Annotated in this window: 22 protein-coding genes and 1 pseudogene; 3 read left to right on the top strand and 20 right to left on the bottom strand. The window is 34.2% G+C overall.

The genetic code is table 11. The features are described from left to right. Position 1: 1 nt before the first annotated feature. The 9 genes and pseudogenes from tatC to ribE all read right to left on the bottom strand — a co-directional run bounded on the left by tatC (position 2) and on the right by ribE (position 6813). Entirely contained in the window at positions 2 to 763 is a 762-nt protein-coding gene (gene tatC, locus J3U23_RS06840; protein ID WP_065563592.1) for a twin-arginine translocase subunit TatC, read from the bottom strand. 14 nt (positions 764 to 777) lie between these two features. After that, positions 778 to 1101 (bottom strand): annotated as a pseudogene (gene tatB, locus J3U23_RS06835) (Sec-independent protein translocase protein TatB); the annotation flags it as partial. A gap of 3 nt (positions 1102 to 1104) precedes the next feature. Continuing rightward, positions 1105 to 1317, bottom strand: a complete 213-nt coding sequence (gene tatA, locus J3U23_RS06830) for a twin-arginine translocase TatA/TatE family subunit (RefSeq protein WP_065563594.1) — start codon at positions 1315 to 1317, stop codon at positions 1105 to 1107. 72 nt (positions 1318 to 1389) lie between these two features. Beyond that, positions 1390 to 2931, bottom strand: a complete 1542-nt coding sequence (gene ubiB / locus J3U23_RS06825; RefSeq protein ID WP_081299568.1) for a ubiquinone biosynthesis regulatory protein kinase UbiB — start codon at positions 2929 to 2931, stop codon at positions 1390 to 1392. A gap of 15 nt (positions 2932 to 2946) precedes the next feature. Beyond that, on the bottom strand, positions 2947 to 3717 hold the full coding sequence (gene ubiE / locus J3U23_RS06820) for a bifunctional demethylmenaquinone methyltransferase/2-methoxy-6-polyprenyl-1,4-benzoquinol methylase UbiE (RefSeq protein WP_065563595.1): 771 nt from the start codon (positions 3715 to 3717) through the stop codon (positions 2947 to 2949). A gap of 62 nt (positions 3718 to 3779) precedes the next feature. Then, the gene (nadR, locus tag J3U23_RS06815; protein ID WP_267338853.1) at positions 3780 to 4715 is read right to left on the bottom strand and encodes a multifunctional transcriptional regulator/nicotinamide-nucleotide adenylyltransferase/ribosylnicotinamide kinase NadR; all 936 of its coding nucleotides are present in this window, start codon (positions 4713 to 4715) and stop codon (positions 3780 to 3782) included. A gap of 144 nt (positions 4716 to 4859) precedes the next feature. Further along, entirely contained in the window at positions 4860 to 5897 is a 1038-nt protein-coding gene (locus J3U23_RS06810) for a TrmH family RNA methyltransferase (protein WP_267338852.1), read from the bottom strand. A gap of 21 nt (positions 5898 to 5918) precedes the next feature. Continuing rightward, complete coding sequence (nusB, locus tag J3U23_RS06805) at positions 5919 to 6338, bottom strand: transcription antitermination factor NusB (protein ID WP_218058472.1); 420 nt, start codon at positions 6336 to 6338, stop codon at positions 5919 to 5921. A 4-nt stretch (positions 6339 to 6342) separates the two neighbouring features. After that, the gene (gene ribE / locus J3U23_RS06800) at positions 6343 to 6813 is read right to left on the bottom strand and encodes a 6,7-dimethyl-8-ribityllumazine synthase (RefSeq protein ID WP_416380106.1); all 471 of its coding nucleotides are present in this window, start codon (positions 6811 to 6813) and stop codon (positions 6343 to 6345) included. Between the two features lie 360 nt (positions 6814 to 7173). On the opposite strand from ribE, the gene lpcA reads away from it, so the two are divergent. Both lpcA and J3U23_RS06790 read left to right on the top strand, forming a co-directional pair. Next, a complete protein-coding gene (gene lpcA / locus J3U23_RS06795) occupies positions 7174 to 7749 on the top strand; it encodes a D-sedoheptulose 7-phosphate isomerase (RefSeq protein ID WP_220225713.1) in 576 nt (191 codons plus the stop codon). Position 7750: 1 nt separating this feature from the next. Next, the gene (locus tag J3U23_RS06790) at positions 7751 to 8530 is read left to right on the top strand and encodes a class II glutamine amidotransferase (RefSeq protein WP_267338851.1); all 780 of its coding nucleotides are present in this window, start codon (positions 7751 to 7753) and stop codon (positions 8528 to 8530) included. Here J3U23_RS06790 and mdtH read toward each other — a convergent pair. The 6 genes from mdtH to pncB form a co-directional block, all read right to left on the bottom strand. Further along, complete coding sequence (gene mdtH, locus J3U23_RS06785; protein ID WP_065734665.1) at positions 8508 to 9719, bottom strand: multidrug efflux MFS transporter MdtH; 1212 nt, start codon at positions 9717 to 9719, stop codon at positions 8508 to 8510. The two genes, J3U23_RS06790 and mdtH, sit on opposite strands and share 23 nt — an antisense overlap. Beyond that, complete coding sequence (locus tag J3U23_RS06780) at positions 9720 to 10178, bottom strand: methylglyoxal synthase (RefSeq protein ID WP_065734666.1); 459 nt, start codon at positions 10176 to 10178, stop codon at positions 9720 to 9722. Positions 10179 to 10310: 132 nt separating this feature from the next. After that, positions 10311 to 11456, bottom strand: a complete 1146-nt coding sequence (locus J3U23_RS06775) for a porin (RefSeq protein ID WP_065734667.1) — start codon at positions 11454 to 11456, stop codon at positions 10311 to 10313. A gap of 309 nt (positions 11457 to 11765) precedes the next feature. After that, positions 11766 to 12956 (bottom strand): porin, encoded by a 1191-nt coding sequence (locus tag J3U23_RS06770; RefSeq protein WP_267338850.1) that lies wholly within the window; start codon positions 12954 to 12956, stop codon positions 11766 to 11768. A 306-nt stretch (positions 12957 to 13262) separates the two neighbouring features. Further along, the gene (gene asnS, locus J3U23_RS06765) at positions 13263 to 14666 is read right to left on the bottom strand and encodes an asparagine--tRNA ligase (protein ID WP_220225709.1); all 1404 of its coding nucleotides are present in this window, start codon (positions 14664 to 14666) and stop codon (positions 13263 to 13265) included. Positions 14667 to 14827: 161 nt separating this feature from the next. Beyond that, positions 14828 to 16015 carry a nicotinate phosphoribosyltransferase gene (gene pncB / locus J3U23_RS06760; RefSeq protein ID WP_267338849.1) on the bottom strand — a complete coding sequence of 396 codons (1188 nt, stop codon included), beginning with the start codon at positions 16013 to 16015 and terminating at the stop codon, positions 14828 to 14830. Between the two features lie 273 nt (positions 16016 to 16288). On the opposite strand from pncB, the gene pepN reads away from it, so the two are divergent. Continuing rightward, positions 16289 to 18916, top strand: coding sequence for an aminopeptidase N (gene pepN / locus J3U23_RS06755; RefSeq protein ID WP_267338848.1), 2628 nt, complete (start codon positions 16289 to 16291; stop codon positions 18914 to 18916). A 60-nt stretch (positions 18917 to 18976) separates the two neighbouring features. Here the strand turns inward: pepN and J3U23_RS06750 are convergent, their stop codons facing one another. From J3U23_RS06750 to J3U23_RS06730, 5 genes are all read right to left on the bottom strand, one after another. Next, entirely contained in the window at positions 18977 to 19798 is an 822-nt protein-coding gene (locus J3U23_RS06750) for a 3-keto-5-aminohexanoate cleavage protein (protein WP_267338847.1), read from the bottom strand. Between the two features lie 13 nt (positions 19799 to 19811). Further along, positions 19812 to 21017 (bottom strand): MFS transporter, encoded by a 1206-nt coding sequence (locus J3U23_RS06745; RefSeq protein WP_065734672.1) that lies wholly within the window; start codon positions 21015 to 21017, stop codon positions 19812 to 19814. A gap of 15 nt (positions 21018 to 21032) precedes the next feature. After that, positions 21033 to 21800, bottom strand: coding sequence for a cyclase family protein (locus J3U23_RS06740; RefSeq protein ID WP_065734673.1), 768 nt, complete (start codon positions 21798 to 21800; stop codon positions 21033 to 21035). 146 nt (positions 21801 to 21946) lie between these two features. Then, a complete protein-coding gene (locus tag J3U23_RS06735; protein WP_065734674.1) occupies positions 21947 to 22642 on the bottom strand; it encodes a TetR/AcrR family transcriptional regulator in 696 nt (231 codons plus the stop codon). A gap of 154 nt (positions 22643 to 22796) precedes the next feature. Continuing rightward, positions 22797 to 23435 carry a 3-oxoacid CoA-transferase subunit B gene (locus J3U23_RS06730; RefSeq protein WP_267338905.1) on the bottom strand — a complete coding sequence of 213 codons (639 nt, stop codon included), beginning with the start codon at positions 23433 to 23435 and terminating at the stop codon, positions 22797 to 22799. Position 23436 lies beyond the last annotated feature (1 nt).

The raw sequence follows: 23436 nt of genomic DNA, 5'->3' as shown, positions 1-23436 counted from the left end.
ATTATTCATCGTCTATATTTTTATCATCATCTTGTATGATTTTTTTTCTTGGTTGATAAAACCGGGCAAAGAATGTCCCAACTTCAAATAATAAACAGATAGGTACAGCTAATAAAATTTGTGAAAATACGTCTGGTGGTGTAACAAACATAGCTACAGCAAATACTGCTACAATAATATAAGGTCTTTTTTTACGTAGATTTTTAGGGGTTGTTACTCCTGTCCAGCACAGCAATATTATTGCAACAGGGACTTCAAATGCAAAACCAAAGACTATAAATAATGTCATGACAAAATCAAGATATTTAGTTATATCGGTATTTATCGCAACATCAACTGGAGCAGTATGAATAAAGAAGTAAAAAGCGAGAGGAAATACTGCAAAATAAGCAAACGCAATACCAATATAAAAAAGTACCGTACTTGAAATTATCAATGGCATAATTAGACGTTTTTCATGTTGATATAATGCAGGTGCAATAAATCCCCATACTTGATACAAAATATAAGGAATCGAAATAAATATCGAAACAACAGCAGTCAGTTTAATAGGAGTAAAAAATGGTGCCGCAATGTCAGTTGCAATCATGCTACTACCTTTTGGCAATTGACTAATAAGCGGATTAGCAACAATATGGTAAATATCATTCGAGAAATAGAGTAAACACGTTAATACAATTAATATACAGATGATACATCGTAAAAGCCGTGTTCTTAGTTCTACTAGATGACCAATAAGTGGTTGCGTTGCGTCGTCTGTCATAATTTATCTTTGTCTGAATGAATTGTTGTATCTATTTGAGAGGCGGAATCGATCTCTTTTTGTAGTGTTTCGGTTACGCGTTTTAATTCATCAATGGATTCTTGAATTTCCGGTGTTAGAGTATTTAGCCCACTTTGTTCTGCTTTTTTTAAACTATCTTGTAACTCTTGTAATTTAAGCTCTTTATTCAATTCTAACTGAACAGTTGCAGACATGCGGCGGAGTACTTTTATCCAGCTTGCAACAGTTTTAATTGCAATAGGTAGACGCTCTGGCCCTAATACGACCAACCCGATAATTAAGACTAATAGTAGCTGACCAAAGCTAATATCAAACACAAGTTACTCTTTATTGGTGTGGTTATCATCAGATGAGTTAAGACGTTCCACTTTTTGTGAATCATCTGTCTCTTTTTGATCATCGTCGTCATTCATAGCTTTCTTAAAACCTTTAATGGAAGCCCCAAGATCAGAGCCCAATGAACGCAATTTTTTTGTTCCAAATAATAGAACGATAACCGCTACAAATATGAGTAATTTGGGCAAACTTGGCATATGATAAGTCTCCAATAGCTTAAAATAGTAAAATTATACACTTAAATGGTGAGATTCCAAAAAATAACTCGCTTAATGCCCGACAAGTAAAGCAATACATAAAAGACTAAGAATACTAATTGCAAACATTAATCTTTGTTGGTTTCTTTTACTACGTTGAAGTTGTTGATTAATCTGTTTTAACTGAACATGCATCAGCTTAGTCATCCGAGCCTGATCATTCAACTTTTCCGGTAGCTCAACAACAAGGTTTTTCCATTCTGGTAAGGAAGTCCAAACTTGATGTAATAACTTTTTAGCACTGTATTTATCTTCATACCAATTTTCTAAAAATGGTTTAGCCGTTTGCCACAAGTCAAGTTCTGGATAGAGTTGACGCCCTAACCCTTCTATATAAAATAACGTTTTTTCAAGTAAGGTTAATTGAGGTTGAATATCCATCTCAAATTGACGTGCAACTTGAAATAGTGATAATAAAATTTGCGAAAAGGAGAGCTCACCAAGTGGTTTAGCAAATGCAGGTTCGCACACATTGCGCATAGCCATTTCTAATGCGGCAACATCCGTTGTTTCAGGAACCCAACCAGATTTGATATAAATTTGTGCAATTTTTCGATAATCTTGGTTAAAAAATGCAAGAAAATTTTCAGCCAAATAGCGTTGATCATCTTCAGTCAAAATACCTACAATTGCACAATCTATCCCAATGTAACGAGGATTTTGGGGTTCGCTTATATCCACAAAGATATTGCCCGGGTGCATATCTGCATGAAAAAAATTATCCCTAAATACTTGGGTAAAGAAAGCTTGAACACCACGCTCTGCTAATAACTTCATATTGACATTATTTCTTTTTAATTCATCAACATTAGCTATCGGAGTACCGTAAATTCGCTCTTCAACTAAAACATTTTTTCGGCACAAATCTTGGTACACATAGGGAATATAAAGGATCTCACTATTAATGAAATTGTCGCGCAAACGAGCTGTGTTATAGGCTTCTTTCTGAAGATCCAATTCTTTTAGAAGCGTGTTTTCATAATCACTGACAATTTCTACAGCCCGTAACTTTTCACCAAATTTTATCCGTTTAGTAAATTGGTTAGCAATCCAATACATTAAGCGAATGTCAGATTTAATTATAGGTAAAATATTTGGTCGCAAAACTTTGATTACCACTTCAGCTTGGCTACTTTTTAAAGTTGCTGTATGAACTTGTGCGATGGATGCTGATGCTAATGGTTGATCATTAAAATCTGAAAAATAAAAATCTATAGGACACCCTAGAGCAGTTTCAATAATTTGTTTTGCAATTTTTCCATCGAAAGGGGTAACTTGGTCTTGTAATTTGGCTAGAGCATCGACAAGATGTTTTGGCAACACATCGCGTCTTGTTGAAACCATTTGCCCAAATTTTATCCATACCGGGCCTAGCTCTTGTAAGGCTTGACGCAACCTTTCACCAATCTCTTGTTGATTTGATTTAGGTCTAACCCAAAACAAACAAAACAATAATACTCGTAACCACCTTGAGACACGGTGTTTTGGTAATAGCTCTTCTAATCGATAAGCTCGAAATATGGTTAATATTTTATAAAGTCGAAAAAATGTCATTATTTGTTTATCACATTAAAATTTAAAACCAGTATGTAAGGCTACAATACCGCCTGTCATATTGTGATATTTAACATCGACAAACCCAGCATCTTCCATCATTTTTTTCAGTGTTTTTTGATCTGGGTGCATTCTGATAGATTCAGCTAAATATCGATAACTATCTGAATCATTCGCTACGATTTTTCCCATTAATGGCAACATAGTAAATGAGTAAAGATCGTAGGCTTTATTTAAAATTTGGTATTGTGGTTTAGAGAATTCTAGAATCAATAAACGCCCTCCTGGCTTTAAAACTCGCCACATAGATTCTAGCGCTTTTTGCTTATCAGTCACATTTCGTAGACCAAATGAGATAGTGATACAATCAAAATAGTTATCTGCAAATGGTAACTCCTCTGCATTTGCTTGTACATATTCAATATTTTTAAATAAGCCTTTATCTCGTAGTTTATCTCTACCAACCTTAAGCATCGACTCATTGATATCTGCTAATACAACTAAGCCATCATCTCCAACTATTTGTGAGAATTTAGCTGTTAAATCACCTGTACCACCAGCTAGATCAAGGACTTTTTGTCCTTTCCTAACACTACTATACTCAATAGTTATTTTTTTCCAGATTCGGTGAATACCAAATGACATTAGATCGTTCATGATATCGTATTTATCTGCAACAGAATGAAACACCTCTGCTACGCGTTTTACTTTATCTTGTTTTGGAACTTGGGTGTACCCAAAATCAATTTTATCCTGATTTTCATTTGGTTGAGAAGATTGAGACATAAAAATTCACCTATCACAAAAAGTTAGCTTATTTTAACATAAGCTAACCTAAATGTGATGAGCTAAATCAATAACGATTCAACCATTTTAGAAACAATTTCAAAATGCTGTAATGGAGTGGAATTCGCCGGTAATTCGTTTTCATGAATAATTAAATCAAATTGGTAACTACTTTTTAGTCCAATTAAGACTTCATTAGATTTGCCAAAAATTTGCTCGAAGTAGTTAGATAATGTCCCAAAATCGATCGAAGTAAAGAGAAGCTTATTAGCATTTTCTAATGATTTACTCATTCTCTCTACATGTAACATTGCAATTCTTAGATAATCATTTTCACTTAAGTAACGTTTATTTTCTAGAGTGGAAATTTCTCGTTGAATATAATTTATATACCCATTTGAAACATATTGTGTATTATAAATATTAGCTAATTTTACGGGCAATTCATTAAATTTATCATGTCCAATGATGGCGACTTTTTTAACAAAAAAAGGTCTAGCTGCTTGGGCAATGAAAGACCAATTTTGATAAGGATTTTCTCGAATTTTGGTCGCACTGATATTAACGAATTCACGATTAGCATCAATAACAACTACTGGGCAACCAAAATAGCGCTCATGCTCCGTTACATCTTGTGGTTCACTAGTAAATACAACAGATGGTTCAATTTTATTTTCTGATAATATATGTTTAATACTATCACTCCACTCTTTCCAACCATTAGGATAATAGTTAATTCCAGTTTCATCAGAAATATAAATATGAATATTATGTCTATCTTTGAAGGTATCTTTTAACCATGAAAAACGATCACTAACTTGCGGCTGTCTAGGTAAACGACTTTTCTCAAATAGTTGTTTATCGCGAGTTACTTCACAACCAAGCATTACATGTAATTCATCAACTTGCGTTAACGCTTTTTCAATAAGATAAATGTGGCCACTGTGTAATGGATAGAACTTACCAAAAATTAAACCAACTCGATGTTTAGATGACATAATAATTACCAATACATTAAAAAACTCGATACCAATGTACAGAAAAAACAACCATTTTCTAACCAATTGATGCTATTTAATATAATGAGAAGATAAAAGTGTTAACTTCATCAAAATATTCAAAAATAACTAGAGCAATATCAATTAAGATTGATATTTAATAGTAGATAAAACAATCCCTGCTGCAACAGAAATATTTAATGCCGACATATTATCATTACCACTCAAATGCACAACATTATCAGCACAATTAATTAACTTTGTATTAATTTGTTGAAATATAATTAATACAACTTTCTTTTTAAATGCAAGTTGTGATAATTCGGTTGATTTAATGGATTTTGACTGACATGGTAATAAGGCAATTATTTGATAACCATTCTTTTTTAATATATCTATGGATACAATAAAATCATCACTTTTAATTGGTTCAATCGCTTCAATACCACCTTCAGCGACTCGCATTGCTGATCCACTATCAAGCAAATTAGTTTGACGCAAAATGATACCATTAACCCCAAAAAAAGCAGCGCTACGAACTAATCCACCTAAATTATGAGGGTTATTAACATCATCAATCGCAAGAATACAATCACGAACTTTATCATCATGTTCATGTAAATAATCAAGTAAAGAGAGCGGTATCCGTTTTTTAACAATTAAACAGACTCCACCATGATGTAGGTTTTGAGTTATTTTAGTAATTTGTTCTGTTGATACAACGTCATAACCTAATCGTTGTTTGACTAACCAATTAATTAAATCTTTAAACTGGTAAGTCATTTCTTGAGTAATAAATAATTTCACTATAGCAGAGCGTCGATGCTTAAATACAGCTCTACAACTGTTTTCACTATAAACTAAAGTCTCTTCTTTTTTTTGTCGATACTCATCGTAACCAAATGTTGGAGTTTGATCGTTATCTTTAACTTTTTTTTGCCAGGGAGAATCATGTTCATCTGATAAATTTAAGTTTACTTTAGATGACTTTATAGTTTTATTTGATGATTTTACTTTAAATGTTTCAATTCGATCATGTTTTGCTTTTGAATTAGACTGAAGACTATCATTTTTACGCTTACTTCGATGATCATTGCCTTTGTTTTTTACAGATTTCACACTTGATTGACTATTTTTGGCATAAAAAATTGAAGGCCTGCTTTTTTCGATCGTGTCGTTCATAAGATTCCCAATTTAAGACAGTTATCGTGTACGAATAGTTGGAGCAACTTTATCCAATACACCATTTATAAATTTGTGGCTTTCTTCTGCGCCAAAAGTTTTCGCCAGATCAATTGCTTCATTGATAACTACTTTATAAGGGACATCATGTCTTTTCATTAATTCATAAGTTGCAATTCGTAGTACCGCTAATTCAATTTGTCCTAACTCATCAACAGTTCTTTCTGTTAGGTAAGGTGCCATTTTTTCATCTAATTCTGCTGTGTTTTTGGCAACACCATGAAGTAATTCTCTAAAATATTTACTATCAACACCTTTCATATCTTGTTCAGCTATAAAACTGCTCTCAACATCAGCAAGATCATTTTTAGAAATTTGCCAAGAGTAAATGGCTTGAACGGCACACTCTCTTGCTCGACGACGAGGATTAACTAACGCCACTAAATTACCCCTTAATTGTTTTGATAACATTTAACATTTCAAGTGCGGTTAATGCTGCTTCAGCACCTTTATTACCCGCTTTAGTTCCAGCTCGTTCGATCGCCTGCTCAATACTTTCGGTGGTTAAAATTCCAAAACCAACTGGCATTGAATACTCTAAACTAGCATTCAATAAACCTGAACTTGATTCTCCTGCAACGAAATCAAAATGAGCCGTACTGCCACGAATTACCGTACCTAATGCTACAATGGCATCATATTTTTTTGATTGTGCAGCAACTTTTGCTGCTAAAGGAATTTCGTAAGCGCCTGGTACCCAAATAACTGAAATGTTTTTATCTTCAACTTGACCAATACGAGTTAATGCATCTACAGCTCCATTAACTAAACTTTCGTTAATAAATTGGTTAAAACGTGCCACGATAATGGCTACTTTAGCTTTTGGTGCAGCAACTTTACCTTTAACTATTTGCATATTTATTCCTTATCGATAGATTCTAGATGCAATTTTATAATCACTTTTAGTGAAAAATTTATTAGCCAATTATAGCACAGATTAAAGGGTTATCCTATTAGCAAAAATGGGGAATTAACATGTTTATAACAAGCATAAGTAAGTATGATTATTTGAAAGTTAATGTTTGTAAATTTACTGTCTATAAAGTGTAATTTTTACATTTATAAATTATCATTCCTTCAACAAAGATTTATAAATTTTTAATAATTGCATCAAAGTTTTTTCTTACTATAAGAAATTTCATTTTTATTACTTGCAAGCTGTTATTAACGAATTACAATGGTAAGAAAAAAGCTTTCTACAAAAGAGGTAAAATTGATGTACATTAACACTATTCGAGATGAGCTAAATCAAGCAATTGAAGTTTTAGCCAATTTCATTTCAAATGATGAAAATCTTAAACAAATCCAACAGGCGGCCATTTTAATCGCAAACTCATTTAAACAAGGTGGTAAAGTACTTTCATGTGGTAATGGAGGTTCTCATTGTGACGCTATGCATTTTGCTGAAGAGTTAACTGGCCGTTTTCGCGATAATCGACCATCCTATCCTGCCATTGCAATTTCAGATGTAAGTCATATATCCTGTGTTGGTAATGATTATGGTTTCGATTCTATTTTTTCTCGCTATGTAGAAGGTGTTGGTCAAAAAGGTGATGTACTACTAGGTATTTCAACTTCAGGAAACTCAACTAATGTCATTAAAGCGATTGAAGCAGCAAAACAAAAAGGTATGAAAATTATCACTCTTACAGGTAAAGATGGTGGAAAAATGAATGGTTTGGCTGATGTAGACATTCGTGTACCTCATTTTGGTTATGCTGATAGAGTGCAAGAAATCCATATAAAAGTGATTCATATTTTGATTTTACTCATTGAAAAAGAGATGGCTTAATATGTGCGAATTATTGGGTATGAGTGCCAATGTGCCGACTGATATCTGTTTTAGTTTTACCAGTTTAATCAAACGTGGTGGTGATAAAGGTCCACATAAAGATGGCTGGGGAATAACATTTTATGAAGGTAAAGGGTGTCGTACATTCAAAGATCCTGAACCTTGTAGTTTTTCACCTATAGCTAAATTAGTTCAACAATACCCAATAAAATCAACGGCAGTAATTGCTCATATTCGTCAAGCTAATCGAGGAGGGGTGGCCCTAGAAAATACCCATCCTTTTACTCGCGAATTATGGGGAAAAAATTGGACTTTTGCCCACAATGGGCAATTAACTGATTACGAAAAGCTGCATATGGGAATTTTTCAACCAGTTGGATTAACCGACAGTGAATATGCTTTTTGTTACTTAATTAATCAGTTACATAAAAAATATCCCAAACAACCTACCGATAATATTGAACTTTTTGATTATATTCGAGAGTGTGCGATTAAATTAACCGAACTTGGTATTTTTAATATGTTACTTTCAGATGGTGAATATGTATTTGCCTATTGCTCAACTAATCTTCATTGGATCACCCGAAAAGCGCCATTTGGTAAAGCAAAATTAATTGATGAAGATGTTGAAATCGATTTTCAAAAGCATACTACACCAAATGATATTGTCACTATTATTTCAACTATGCCGTTAACCTCAAATGAAACTTGGCATAAATTAAACACTGGTGAAGCAATTTTATTTAAATATGGTGAAATTAATCAATTTTTTTCATCTTGACTAAATTAAAAGGTGGTTCATCCTTAAATAAATATTGTAAATAACCTAACGTTAATAAACCAACTAAAGTTAAAATAATCCACGGCAAATGCGGAAAGCCCATCTTGATTGCAATTTCATAAAGCCAACCGGCACCGGTATAACCAACAAACCCACCTAAAGCAAGCCCTAATCGACTAAATCCCATATAACTACCTTTGGCTTTTGGATTAGTTAACACGGTTGCTAAAGTTTCTCTAGCCGGCTCTGCAATAATTGCACCAAGGTAAAAAAGCGCAATCAAGGATAGCAAAATAGATAATTGGGATGTAAATCCGATTATTATAAAGGCAAACGACATCAAAAGTAATCCAAATTTAAGGCGTTGATCTAATCTAAAATATTTTTCACTAAACCGAGCAATAGGATAAAGCAGAGTTAGTGAGATAGTTGCTTCAATCACGTACATCCATTTCACATAGCTTGAACTTCCTGAAATATTGGTAATAGTTAGAGGTAGCATCAACATGACTTGTACCCCAAGCACATAATAACCAGTTAAAGTAAGCACATAATGAGTAAACTTTTTATCTTTCAAAACCATTTTCATACCATTAATAATTGAAGCTTTACCAATTGCAATATGATAAGAGGGTAAAAAAAACAGATTAAAAATGCCACATAAGAAAAAGATAAAAGCGCCGCACCAACAAACTAATTGGAAATCATAATCTATTAAGATACCACCAATAAGAGCACCAATAACTGCACCTGCATTATCTTGTATCATTAATAAAGATATAAATTTGCCTCGTTCGTGAGGTCTAGTAAATTTTATGGTTAATCCCATTCGAGGTGGATCAAATAACAGTCCACCCAATGCAGACAATAAGCAAGATACGAGTAATAACCAGTGTTCAGTTGCTAAAGCCATTGAAATAAAGCCAATCGACCGCAAAAACATACCTGTTATGATCATAGGTTTTGCACCAAATCGATCAGCTATAGCACCACCAATTAAGCCAAATCCTTGTTGAACAAATTGACGAAATCCTAAAGCAAAACCAACAAATAGTGCACTCCAACCTACTTGGCTAACAAAGTGCGTAGAAACGAGCGGAAATACGACATAAAATCCCAATACAATAAACAGATTATCAAATAATAATATGTATCTACCTGTTTTGCGAACTTGTGAAGGAATTGGCATCTATTTTACTCTTTCATTTAAATAGCCTTGATAATCAGGGATCTCTATCTCCACTTCTTGAGTAAATATTGAGGACTGTATTAATGCGTTAGCTGTTGCTTGATTAGTTGCAACAGGAATGTTCCAAACCGTTGATAAGCGTAACAGTGCTTTTACATCTGGATCATGTGGAACGGCATTTAGAGGATCCCAGAAAAAGATAAGAATATCAATTTTACCTTCTGCGATTAAAGCGCCGATTTGCTGATCGCCCCCCATTGGACCACTAAGCATTGGCGTAATATTTAATCCGGTTTCTTTCTTAATTAATGTACCTGTTGTACCTGTCCCACATAAATTATGATGAGAGAGTTCTTCTCGATTTGTTTTGCACCAATTTAATAATGCTTCTTTCAAATGATCATGTGCAACCAATGCAATGCTTTTCTTTGCAGGTAGCTTTCGAGTAATATAAAGCATCAAATAATCCTAATTCCTTATTATTTTTTGTATTTTTTAACAAACTATCTATTAAAGTGCAAGCAGTATTTGATCCAGAAAGACAAGAAAAAAGGCACCGAAGTGCCTTTATCAAATCAAAAGATAAAATAATTAGAATTGATAAATTAATCCTAATGCAACAGTATCCTTAGCTGTTGCTTTAATTTGAGATTTACTAAATGTACCGTCTTCATATAAAGCACGACGTGCGCCAATATCATTCTTATCTAACAAGTTGATTTTATAATCAACAATGGCTGATAAATTTTTATTGAAATCGTAAGTTAAGCCAACATCAACATATTTAACTAAATCATTACCTTTAAGGCCTGCATCACCACTTCTTGAGAAGCTTGAAGCATCTTGTACTTTATGTTGAATATATGCAACAGAAGGTGTTAAACGGCCAACTTCAAAGTCAATACCATATTGTGCAACTAATTCAAAACCTTTGGTTTTCAAATCATCAGTATTACTTGTACTTGACGCTTTTTCCCAACCATATTTTTGTTTACCTTGAATATAAAGTGCAGCTAAATAAAGATTGTCGTTATTATATTTAGCACCTGCTGACCATGCTTTAGCATCTTTATGTCCACCAGTTTGCGCATAACCTGCACCAATAGATAAACCACTATCAAGCACATCCCAATCAATTACAGAACCCCATGCTTCTGCACTATCATGGTCAGTACGATCATGCTTATTTAGATATTGAGTTGAACTATTATCTCCGTTATCTGCATACTGTACTGCAAAACGTAAACCGTTAACTAATCCAAAAAAGTTTGAATTACGGTAAGTCGCTACAGCTTTTGTTCTAGCCGTTAATGCGTAAATATCATTATTTGAAGCATCACCACCAAATTCAGGTAGAACGTCAGTATAAGAAGTTAAAGTTTTTAATACGCCGTCGTTACGACCGTAGTCAAATGAACCAAAATCACCGAAATTTAAACCAGCATATGCATAACGAGTTTCGTTATCAGCATCTGATCCAGTTTTTGCTTCATATTCCCAACGACCATAGCCACTCAAACTATCTGAAATTTGCGTTTCACCAGACATACCTAAACGAGCTGTCGTTTTGTCACCTTCACCAGTTTGATTATTTCGATCAGTAAGATAATTTAAAGCATAGACTCGACCATAAAAGTCAACTTTATTGCCATCTTTGTTCCACACTTCAATAGAAGCGCTAGCTGTTCCGGCAATTAATAGTGCAGGAATAGCAATTGCTAATAGATTACGTTTCATTTAATTACCCTCTTAGGTATTTTATTATTTAAAAAAGATACAAAAATATTTGTTCTTGGTTTAATAAATAGTTGCTTTCAAATAGCAACTAAATTATTACTGGGATATCTACTATTGAATACTAGATTTTTATTGAAACACTGTAGATTAACAATGTTTATCACATGTAATTCTGCGAATTAGGACTATTTTATGACTTAAAATTAATTTTTTTTAAGCATAAAATGTTTTTTTGTATGGTTTGATATTTAATAGACGAAAAAAAAGGCACCTAAGTGCCTTTTTGAGATATTTAAGGATATTAAGAGATTAGAATTGGTAAATTAAACCAACACCTAACACGTCTTTAGTACCTGGTTTGTATTTATGACGACCATTGCTTTCACGAACTGTATTATCTTCAGCTCCTTGATCGTATTTTTTAAGAAGATTGAATTTATATTCAACGATAGCACTGAAGTTCTTATTAAGGTCATATGTCATACCAACTGAAACATATTTAGCTAAATTACGACCTTCTTTATGGTTATCATCATAATACGCATCTTCAATATTGCTAAGTTTATGTTGAACATAAGCTAAAGATGGAGTTAAACGACCTACTTCTAAATCAATACCATATTGAGCAACTAACTCAACACCTTTGATTTTAGGATCATCATAACGATCACCGCCAGCAACTCTCTCATTCCAAGTATTGAATTTAGTTTGGAAATAGTTTGCTGCTAAATATAGGTTATAGTTATCATATTTGATACCTGTGCTCCAAGTTCTAGCTCTTTTAACCTCACCGCCTTCATAATATTTAGATTTACCTGCAGTTTGTGCATAACCAGCACCAACAGTTAAACCTGTGTCAAAGATACGCCATTGAACATTAGCACCATATGCTTCACGGCTATCACCTTTAAATCCGTCGAAATCACCTCCATCAAGTACTACATTAGACTTTTTACCATCATAGGTTAATGAATTATCACCATTATCTGCATATTGTAATGCAAAGCTGATATCGTCAGTTAAACCGAATAAATTGTTGTTACGGTAAGTTGCAACAGCTTTAGTACGAGCTGATAGCACGTTCCATTCGTTGTTTGCTGCGTCACCACCAAATTGTGGTAATACGTCAGTATATGCAGTGATTGCTTTTAACACACCGTCATTACGACCATAATCGAATGAACCAAAATCACCAAAGTTTAAACCAGCGAATGCATAACGAACTTCGTTATGAGAATCTTTACCTGCTTTAGCTTCATATTCCCAACGACCGTAACCAGTGATGCCGTCAGTGATTTGTGTTTGACCAGACATACCTAAACGAGCTGAAGTATCATCACCTTCACCTGCTTGTCCACGGTCAGTGATGTTGTTAGCAGCTTTTACTCGTCCGTAAAAGTCTACTTTGTTACCATCTTTATTCCATACTTCGATAGAAGCATTTGCACCTGCTGCTACTAAAAGAGCAGGGATAGCGATTGCTAATAGATTACGTTTCATTTCTTACCCTCATGGTTATTTTTCTTAAAAGACACGTCTTTTGGGTTGTGTCAATTTTGTTACAATGATTATTCATCCAAAAATAATGTTTTTAACTAATGTTTATAACTATTATTTTTATCTCAATTTTCACAGTACTGTAAATTATGTATAAAAATTTATTAAAATCAAGTGAACTTTTCCTAAAACTTCGTGTCTAAGCTTAAAATTGCATCCGTTTGATTAATTTTTATACGATTTTTGTATTTTATTTATATTAATTTTTATATCAACTGACAAAAAGTCAGTTGAAAATTTGAGCAAATTTTAGAAATTTGCATTACGCGGTGTTCTTGGGAATGGGATCACATCACGAACATTTTGTACACCAGTGACATACACAATCAATCGTTCAAAACCAAGTCCAAAACCTGAATGTGGTACAGTTCCATAACGACGCAAATCACGATACCACCAGTAGTCTTCTTTTTTAAGACCTAACTCATCCATACGTTTATCTAACATATCTAAGCGTTCTTCACGTTGCGAACCACCAATGATCTCGCCGATTCCTGGCGCTAATACATCCATTGCTGCAACAGTTTTACCATCATCATTCATACGCATATAGAATGCTTTGATATCCTTAGGATAATTTTTAACAACAACAGGCGCTTTGAAATGTTGTTCAGCCAAATACCGTTCATGTTCTGAGGCTAAATCAATTCCCCAACTGACAGGATTTTCAAATTTTGCATCACAGTTTTGTAAAATAGAAATGGCATCGGTGTAATCAACTTGAGCAAAATCAGCATTAATAAAGTTTTCTAAACGATTGATTGCTTCTTTATCAATATGCTGAGCAAAAAACTGCATATCATCAGCGCGTTTCTCTAGTACCGTCTTGAAAACATATTTCAACATATCTTCGGCGAGTTTTGCATTATCGTTAAGATCGGCAAAAGCAACTTCCGGCTCCATCATCCAAAATTCGGCTAAATGGCGAGTAGTATTTGAATTTTCAGCCCTAAATGTTGGACCAAAAGTATAAACTTTAGAAAGTGCACAAGCATAAGTTTCTGCATTGAGTTGACCCGAAACAGTCAAAAAGGCTTCTTTACCAAAAAAATCTTTATCAAAGTCAATTTTACCATTATCTGTTTTAGGTAGATTTAACATATCAAGAGTTGAAACTCGAAACATTTCTCCCGCACCTTCTGTATCTGATGCGGTAATAATTGGTGTTGATAACCAGAAGAATCCACGTTCATCAAAAAATTGGTGAATAGCTTGGGCTAATGTATGTCGTACACGAGTGATTGCTCCAACAATATTGGTTCTAGCTCGTAAATGGGCAACCTCACGAAGATATTCAATTGAGTGACGTTTAGCGGCCATAGGATAAGTTTCAGGATCATCAACAAAACCATAAACTTCAACATTCGTTGCTTGCAACTCATATTTTTGACCTTGACCAGGAGATTCAACTACTTTTCCTGTTACTTTTACTGAACAGCCAGCAGTTAAACGTAAAATATCCTGTTCATAATTTGGTAGTTCTTTTTCTATAACAGCTTGAATAGGATCAAAGCATGAGCCATCATAAACAGCCAGAAATGAAATACCGGCTTTCGAATCACGGCGCGTTCGTACCCAGCCTTGAACAGAAATAGTGCTACCAACAGCAATTTTGCCTTGTAACACGTCAACAATAGGAGCAACTGAATTCATTTTAATTATCCATCTCTATTTTATTATCTATATAGTTAATATTATTAAAAGCAATATAAATTTAAAATGACTAACCATAAAAAATTTTCTTTATGATTAATAATACCGGTTAATGATATATTACTTATTTAATTTTTAGCATTAATAATCTACTTTTATTATTAATGATTGACTTTGAACGTTCTTTTCAATTCGTCAATAAAGGCCAAATCTTTCGAAATCGTTTTACCAGGACTATCTGATAATTTAGCTACAGGTTGATTATTACATTCAGTGAGTTTTAACACAATATTCAAGGATTTGGTATTAAACTCTGTAGACGGAATGTCACAAGCTAAAAAACCGCCTATACCAAAAGATAATTTTACTCTGTTATTGAAGTATTGATAGATTTTAAGCGCTTTATCAAAGTTTAGGCTATCAGAAAAAACCAGTAATTTTGTTTTAGGATCAATTCCTAATTGCTGATAATGACGAATCGCTTTTTCGCCCCACTCTATCGGATCGCCTGAATCATGGCGTAATCCTTGATAATGAGAGGCTAAATAATAATCAAAATCCCGTAAAAATGCATCCATCGTAATACAATCAGTTAATGCAACACCCAAATCATGTGGATACTCATCTAACCAAACTTGTAGTGCCGTTTTCTGGCAGTCTTGTAAATTGGTACTTAAACGCTGATGAGCTTGAAACCATTCATGTGCTTGAGTACCAACCGGTGTCAATCCTAAACGATATGCCAATAAATAATTACTAGTACTATTAAAATTGGTAAAATGGTTTTGCAAATAACTAACAACGGCTTCTTGTACTGCAAAAGAGTAACGTCTTCGTGTGCCAAAATCCATCAAATTAAAACCAGATATATCGATATCATTAGTATCAAATATTGCTAATTTATCTTTAAGTCTTACCAGTGCTTGATCAACACCAATATTAGGAGAACGATCTTTATGAACAATCTCACTAATTACTGCAAGCAATGGTACTTCCCACAAAATCACATCAACCCATTTACCTTCAATTTGAATAACTAGCTGACCATCTTCATTTATAATCGTTAACAATTGACTATTAAAATGCCAATTTTTTAGCCAATTTAAATAATCTGGTTTAAAAAAAGAAATATGCGACAAATAAGCGAACTCATCTTCAGTAAGAGCTAGAGACTCCATTAATTTAACTTGATGAGCAATTTGATCAGCATACTGACCAAGTAAATCATCACTACGACACCGGAACTGTGCATTCACAGTCACATCAGGATAATGATGAAAAACAGCTTGCTGCATATGCAATTTATAAGCATCAGTATCTAATATTGATGTAATTATTGCGGGTAACATGTCTATCTATTATCAGTTCTTTCAAGAAAATTCTGGAGATTATAGCAGAATAATAATTAAGATATAGATTAATTATCTAATAAGATTATTTTTAATACGCTATAATAGCCAATAAAGATATTTTGATAAATTAATCCATATCTATTCCAAAATGATTAATATTGATAATTCACTTACTTTTATCTGATTAATAAATGAAAGTGAAAGTAATTAAGACCTATTTTGATGAATTCAAATACATGATCAGCGCATCACTTTAGAAGGCAAAGAAAAATGAGTACAACTGATATCCAACCAATTGCTAAATTTCGTCATGACTATAAAACACCCGACTTCACGATTACTGATATTGACCTCGATTTTGATTTAGCTGCAGAAACAACTACAGTTATCGCTCATAGTCATGTTATTAATAAAAATCCTCAAGCTAACGATTTAATTTTAGACGGTGAAGAACTTAAATTAGTTTCAATAAATATTGATGAGCAGCCTTGGAGTGATTATCAAATCACAAAAACCGGATTAATCATTAAAAATGTTCCATCTGAATTTACTTTAACCATTGTCAACGAAATCAAACCAATTGATAATACCGCACTTGAAGGACTATATGTTTCAGGTGATGCACTTTGTACACAATGTGAAGCGGAAGGTTTCCGCCATATCACTTACTACCTTGATAGACCAGATGTATTAGCTCGTTTTTCAACTCGAATTACTGCCAATAAAAAACAATATCCATTTCTATTATCTAATGGAAACCGCATTTCACAAGGCGGACTAGCCGACGGTAGACATTGGGTTCAATGGCAAGATCCATTTCCTAAACCAGCCTATTTATTCGCATTAGTAGCTGGTGATTTTGATATATTAAAAGATCACTTTATAACCCGTTCTAATCGAAAAATTGATCTAGAAATTTATGTAGATAAAGGGAATTTAGAGCGTTCTCAATGGGCTATGACTAGTTTAAAAAATGCCATGCGCTGGGATGAAAATCGTTTCGATTTAGAATATGACTTAGATATTTTCATGATTGTGGCTGTTGATTTCTTCAATATGGGCGCAATGGAAAATAAAGGACTAAATATTTTCAATTCTAAATATGTCTTAGCTAAACCTGAAACCGCGACAGATGACGATTACATTGGAATTGAATCCGTAATTGGTCACGAATATTTTCATAACTGGACTGGTAATCGCGTTACTTGTCGAGACTGGTTCCAACTTAGTTTAAAAGAAGGATTAACTGTATTTAGAGATCAAGAATTTACTTCTGACCAAGGACTTAGATCGGTAAAACGTATCAGTGATGTCAAACTACTACGAACCGTACAATTTGCTGAAGATGCCAGTCCTATGTCTCATCCTATTCGCCCTGAACAAGTAATTGAAATGAATAATTTCTATACTGTTACCGTATATGAAAAAGGTGCAGAAGTTATACGTATGATGCATACATTATTAGGTGAAAAAAACTTTCAAGCAGGGATGAAACTCTATTTCAAACGACATGATGGAAGTGCTGCAACCTGTGATGATTTTGTTGCTGCTATGCAAGATGCATCAGGCATTGACTTAACACAATTCAAATTATGGTACAGCCAATCGGGCACCCCAATTTTAACAGTAACTGACAGTTACGATCCTCAAAATCATCAATATACCCTAACTGTTGAGCAACATACGCCAGCAACGCAAGATCAAAGCCAAAAACAAGCATTACATATTCCATTAGATATTGAACTTTATCAACATGATGGCGAAGTGATTAGATTGCAATATCAAAACAAATCTATACATCATGTATTAAATGTAACACAAGCAAAACAACAATTTGTATTTGATAATATTAGTGAAAAACCAATCATATCTTTATTGCGTGATTTCTCAGCACCGGTAAAACTCAATTACGATTACCAAGATGGTGATCTTATATTCTTAATGCAACATGCTAGTAATGCTTTTAGTCGTTACGATGCTGCGCAAATGCTATTAGCAAAATATGTGCGTTTAAATGTCAGTAATTATCAACATAATCTACCTATGACTTTCTCTGAACTTGTTTTGGATGCTTTTAGAGGAATACTATTATCAGACTCTGTTGAGCCTGCACTTATTGCACAAATATTAACATTACCTTCAGAGAATGAATTAGCAAATCTGTTTGATATTATTGATCCGATTGCGATTTATCAAGCACGCCAATTCTTATTAGGTGTGTTTGCTAATGAACTTTATGATGAGTTAACAGCGGTCTATCATCATAATCAAACAGCTCAATATCATATTGAACATTCAGATATCGGCAAACGTATGCTGAAAAACTGCTGTTTGTCATTATTGGCATATGCTAATGATAAACCACAAGTAGATGCCTTAGTCAAAAAACAATATGAACAAGCGAATAATATGACAGATTCATTAGCTGCACTTACCGCAGCGGTAAAAGCACAGCTTGATTGCCGTCATACTTTACTTGTCGATTTTGATAACAAATGGCATCAAGATGGTTTAGTTATGGATAAATGGTTAGCCTTGAATGCAACAAGCCCTGAGCAAAATGTATTATCAACAGTAAAAAAACTGCTCAATCATCGATCTTTTTCACTAAATAATCCAAATAGAATAAGAAGCCTAATTGGTGCTTTTGTAAATAATAATCCTGTCGCTTTCCATGCAGAAGACGGTAGTGGTTATCATTTCTTAGTAGAAATATTAACAGAGTTAAACCAAAAAAATCCACAAGTAGCATCACGACTCATTGATCCACTTATCCGTCTAAAACATTATAATAAAGACCGTCAGAAAAAAATGACAGCCGCTTTAGAAAGTTTATTGAAGTTGAATAATTTATCTAAAGATCTTTACGAAAAAATTAGCAAGGCTCTTTCAGCATAGATGAGTATTAATACCCCATCACTAAATCTGGTGATAGGGTATTATATCTTTCAAGGCAAATTAAATAAGACCTAAAATTTTGCGTGCATCATCGGGCGTTGCTACTTCTTTATTAGCCTCTTTTACAAGACGAACTGCCCTTTCCACCAATTCTCTATTAGATTTAGCTAATCTATCTTTTGCATAGTAGATATTATCCTCTAACCCAACCCGAATATGCCCACCCATAGCAATAGCCGTAAGCATAATTGGTATGTGACCTTGTCCTATCCCTAATGCAGACCAAGTTGAACCTACAGGCAATTGACTCTTTAAATACACTAAATTTTCAACAGTTGCTGTCGATCCTCCCGGTGCCCCAAGAACAAATTGGTAATGAGTTGGTGCTTGCAATACACCTTTCTTTAGATAGTACTCTGAATTATAAATCATGCCTGCATCAAAAATTTCTATCTCTGGTTTGACATGATTTTCTAACATCACTTTACCAAGTTTTTCAAGAAATTGGGGATGGTTAACAAATAATGTTGAGTGTCCCCAATTCATTGTTCCACAGTCATATGAAGCCATTTCTGGTTTCAACTCAATAAGATGTGCCATTCGAGTTTCATCGGTAGCGTTGAGATCGCCAGAAGTAGTCAGATTTAATACAATATCGCATTTTGCACGAATCAATTCTACAGTTTTTTTGAACCGGGCTTTATCCATAGTACCTTGTTCGTTGCCATCACGCATATGCAAATGAGCAATTGACGCACCCGCCAGCCAACAATCATAGACATCATTAGCGATCTCCTCTGGTGTCATAGGTATCGCAGGATTATGCTTTTTAGTCGGGAATGCACCCGTAGTTGCAACAGTAATAATCGTTTTATTTTTCATGATAAACTCCTTTTTATCCTTTATCTTTATTATGTGTACTTGGTAAAAATAACATCATGACTGCAGCAAGAAAAAAGAATATTGAGCAAATACCAATGCCAATAGCTAAACCAAATTTTGCTGACACCATACCCAAAACTACAGGAGAAAAAGCAGATAATCCTCGACCAACATTAAAACAAAATCCAGCACCTAGCGTTCTAACTCTTGTTGGATATAGCTCGCCAAAATATGAGCCAAATAAACCAGCAAATGAGATAAAAAATGCGTATACAGGACCAAGCCATAATAGGGCAGAAGTATTTTCTGTCATGACATAGATGGGTAATGTAATCGTTGTTCCTAAAAAGGATAATATAATGGCATTTTTGCGACCGATCATATCGGCTAAATACCCAAATAAATTATAACCAACAAACATACCGATATTTAAAATGAGGAAAAATAATGACATGGTTTCCATATCTAATCCCCTTTCTTTCATTAAAAATGTTGGAATCCAAGTTGTCGATCCCCAATAAGCAACAAGTGCAAAAGTTGCTGATAAAGTTGCAAAAAAAGTGATTTTAACCAGTTCTGGTGAAAATATTTCTTTTACAGAAACATTAACAGGCTCACCTTGTTGTTGACGTGCAACTTTCTGTTGTTTCCATGTTTCAGATTCAGGAACAAAAAAATAGATGTATAAGGCTGCGAGAATTGAACCAGCTCCAGCAATAAATAGTCCTCTCCAACCATAAACAGGAATTACTATAGTGGCTAAAAAGGCAGATATACCAGCTCCAGCTGGGAATGAACTCAGTACAAAAGCGGCTGCCCGCCCTCTTTGTCTAACGGGCCAGGTTTCAGCGATATAAGCAGCAATAATACCCCATACTCCACCTAATCCTAGGCCAGCAAGAAAACGTAAGATTAGCACTACATACCAATTAGGACTCAGTGAAATAGCTGCAGTCAAAATACCAAACAGTACCAAGCTCCATAACAAAGCCTTGCGTCGGCCATAGTTATCAGAATACCAACCAACTACAACGCTACTAATCCCAACCCCGACAAGTGTTGCTGTACCTAATAAACCTCCTTGCGCCATACTCATATCAAGATCTTTCATGATGAACGGAAGAGAAACAGCTAATAAAGTAATATCCATCGCATCAAACATGTAGCTAAAAAAACCGCCCGTGAGCACATGCCATTTATTAATAATTTGATTTTTCATTTTATCACCTGCTAATTAAGGAAAAATTGCAACTGTACGAGTCCAACCTGCGCTCGCTTTATGAACTTTGATCGGAAAACAGGCAACTTTAAAACCCGTGGGCGGTAACTTATCCAAGTTAGTCAGTTTTTCCAGGTGATAATACTCTTTCTCAATCCCAGCAAAATGTCCTTCCCAAATAATTGATGAGTCTCTGGTTTCTTTAAACTCCTTTGCAACTAAAGAAAGTGGTCTATCCCAACTCCATGCGTCAGTTCCAACAACTTTGATACCTTGATTTAAAAGGTACAGAGTTGCCTCTTTACCCATTCCACAACCTTTAATTAAATACTCTTTACTTCCCCAATATTTTTGGGCACCAGAACAAACTAAGACTATATCTAACGGCTTTAATTGATAATTAATGCGATTTAATTCATCCTTAATATCGTCTGCGGTGACTAGATATCCATCAGGTTTATTTGAAAAATCGAGTACCACACCATCAGAAAAACACCATTCCAGTGGCATATTGTCAATTGTTGTGGCGACTTCCCCATTATTCATTGTTGGATGGTAATGCCAAGGTGCATCAAGATGAGTGCCACTATGTGTTGTTAATTTGACATACTCAATTGACCATCCTAGACCATTTGGTAAGTCATCATTAGTCGCTTCAGGAAAGAAAGTTTTAATATGTTCAGATCCTTTTGTGTGATCCCAATAATCAATTTCTGTTGGCATTGATGGTGGATCGCATGGCGTGTTGTGTTCAACACAAACACTCAAATCAACTATTTTCATTCATTTCTCCTTTTATTAGTTGAATTTCATCAATCTGACAATATTATTAATTGAACGATCAATCAATTATCAACTTATAAATATGAGATCTTAATCACAATTTATTGAACGAACGTTCAATAAATTGTTTGTCTGAATAATTTGAGTTATTTCCGATTTTTTAAGAGGTTAAAGGATGGAGAAAAGCTGTGAGGTTCAGTTGATAGTACACCTTTTAATCCAATGGAAATATAATTAAATAGGTACTGACAACTTTCATCAGGTTTGTTAATAGAGCACATTCCACCTGATAAAAAATTAATTCTATCTACTTCGGCAAAAATATTACACATAGAACCGACTAAAAAATCAAATCCCCATTGAATTTGCTTTTCACTTGCATTAGGACTGTTACTACGCATAGCATCTAAAAAATAATTAGCACTAGGATCAAATTCCTGTTGCAGTATAGATAAAGAAAGTTCTGAACCAGAAGAGAGTAACCTTGCAACGATAATGGCATATTCACGCCAACCAGCCCCACCATACAAAGTATTAAAAAGATAAGGCGCCAAAAAAGCTTCAACTATTGATTCTAAGTTAATGGGTTTACCTGCATTTTTTTTATGGAAGTGGTTTAATAAGAAAAGGCGATCTTGACTTAATTTACCAATTCTCCGACGTATAATTGCACGATATAGCTCTTCTTTTGAGCCAAAATGATAATGAACAAGCGCCAATTTTACACCTGCTAACGAGGTGATATCTCTAATCGAAACCTCATTGTAGCTATATTCCGCAAACAACTGCTCTGCAGCATTTAATAGCTTATCAGCTGTGGTTATTTCTGATTGATTTTTCATGACTAACTCTTATTTAGATATTATTTTTTCATTCTACTAAAATTTATCTAAAATATATAGGTGTGTCAGTAGGTGCCATTTTTAAGATGGCATTAGACATAACGAAAATGTCATGGCAAATGATGACATTCTCGCTATAAATATAGAAATGATACTAAATGTTTACTGTTAAATCCGCTTCTGTAGAAGCCAAAATCTCATCTAAAGAGTATATAGGATTTATTTCAGTTAAAACAAGTCCTTGCTCGGTCACTTCTATAACGCCCATCTCAGTAATGATCATATCAACAGCATTAACAGCAGTTAATGGTAGAGAACACTCTCTTAGGATTTTAACCGCACCTTTCGAGGTATGTTCCATCGCGACAATAACTTTTTTAGCACCAGTAACAAGATCCATTGCTCCGCCCATACCAGGCACCATTTTACCTGGGATCATATAGTTAGCTATATTGCCTTTCTGATCAACTTGTAATGCCCCAAGAACAGATACATCAACATGACCACCACGTATAATACCAAACGAGGTAGCACTATCAAAAAAACACCCTCCAGGTAAAATAGTGACAGGTTGTCCGCCTGCATTGACTATCGAGTCATCAATTTGATTTTCATCAGGCGTTGGGCCAAGCCCAATAAAACCATTTTCTGATTGCAAAATAATATGTACATTATCTGGTAAAAAATTGGCAACTCTAGTTGGTAATCCAATACCTAAATTTACTACATTGCCATCTTTAAACTCAAGTGCAACTCTCTTAGCGATATAGTTCTGGATTTGCTCTTTATCCATC

Source organism: Gilliamella sp. B3367 (assembly GCF_026536825.1).
GTDB lineage: Bacteria > Pseudomonadota > Gammaproteobacteria > Enterobacterales > Orbaceae > Gilliamella > Gilliamella apicola_E.
This window is presented reverse-complemented; position numbering and strand designations above follow the sequence as displayed.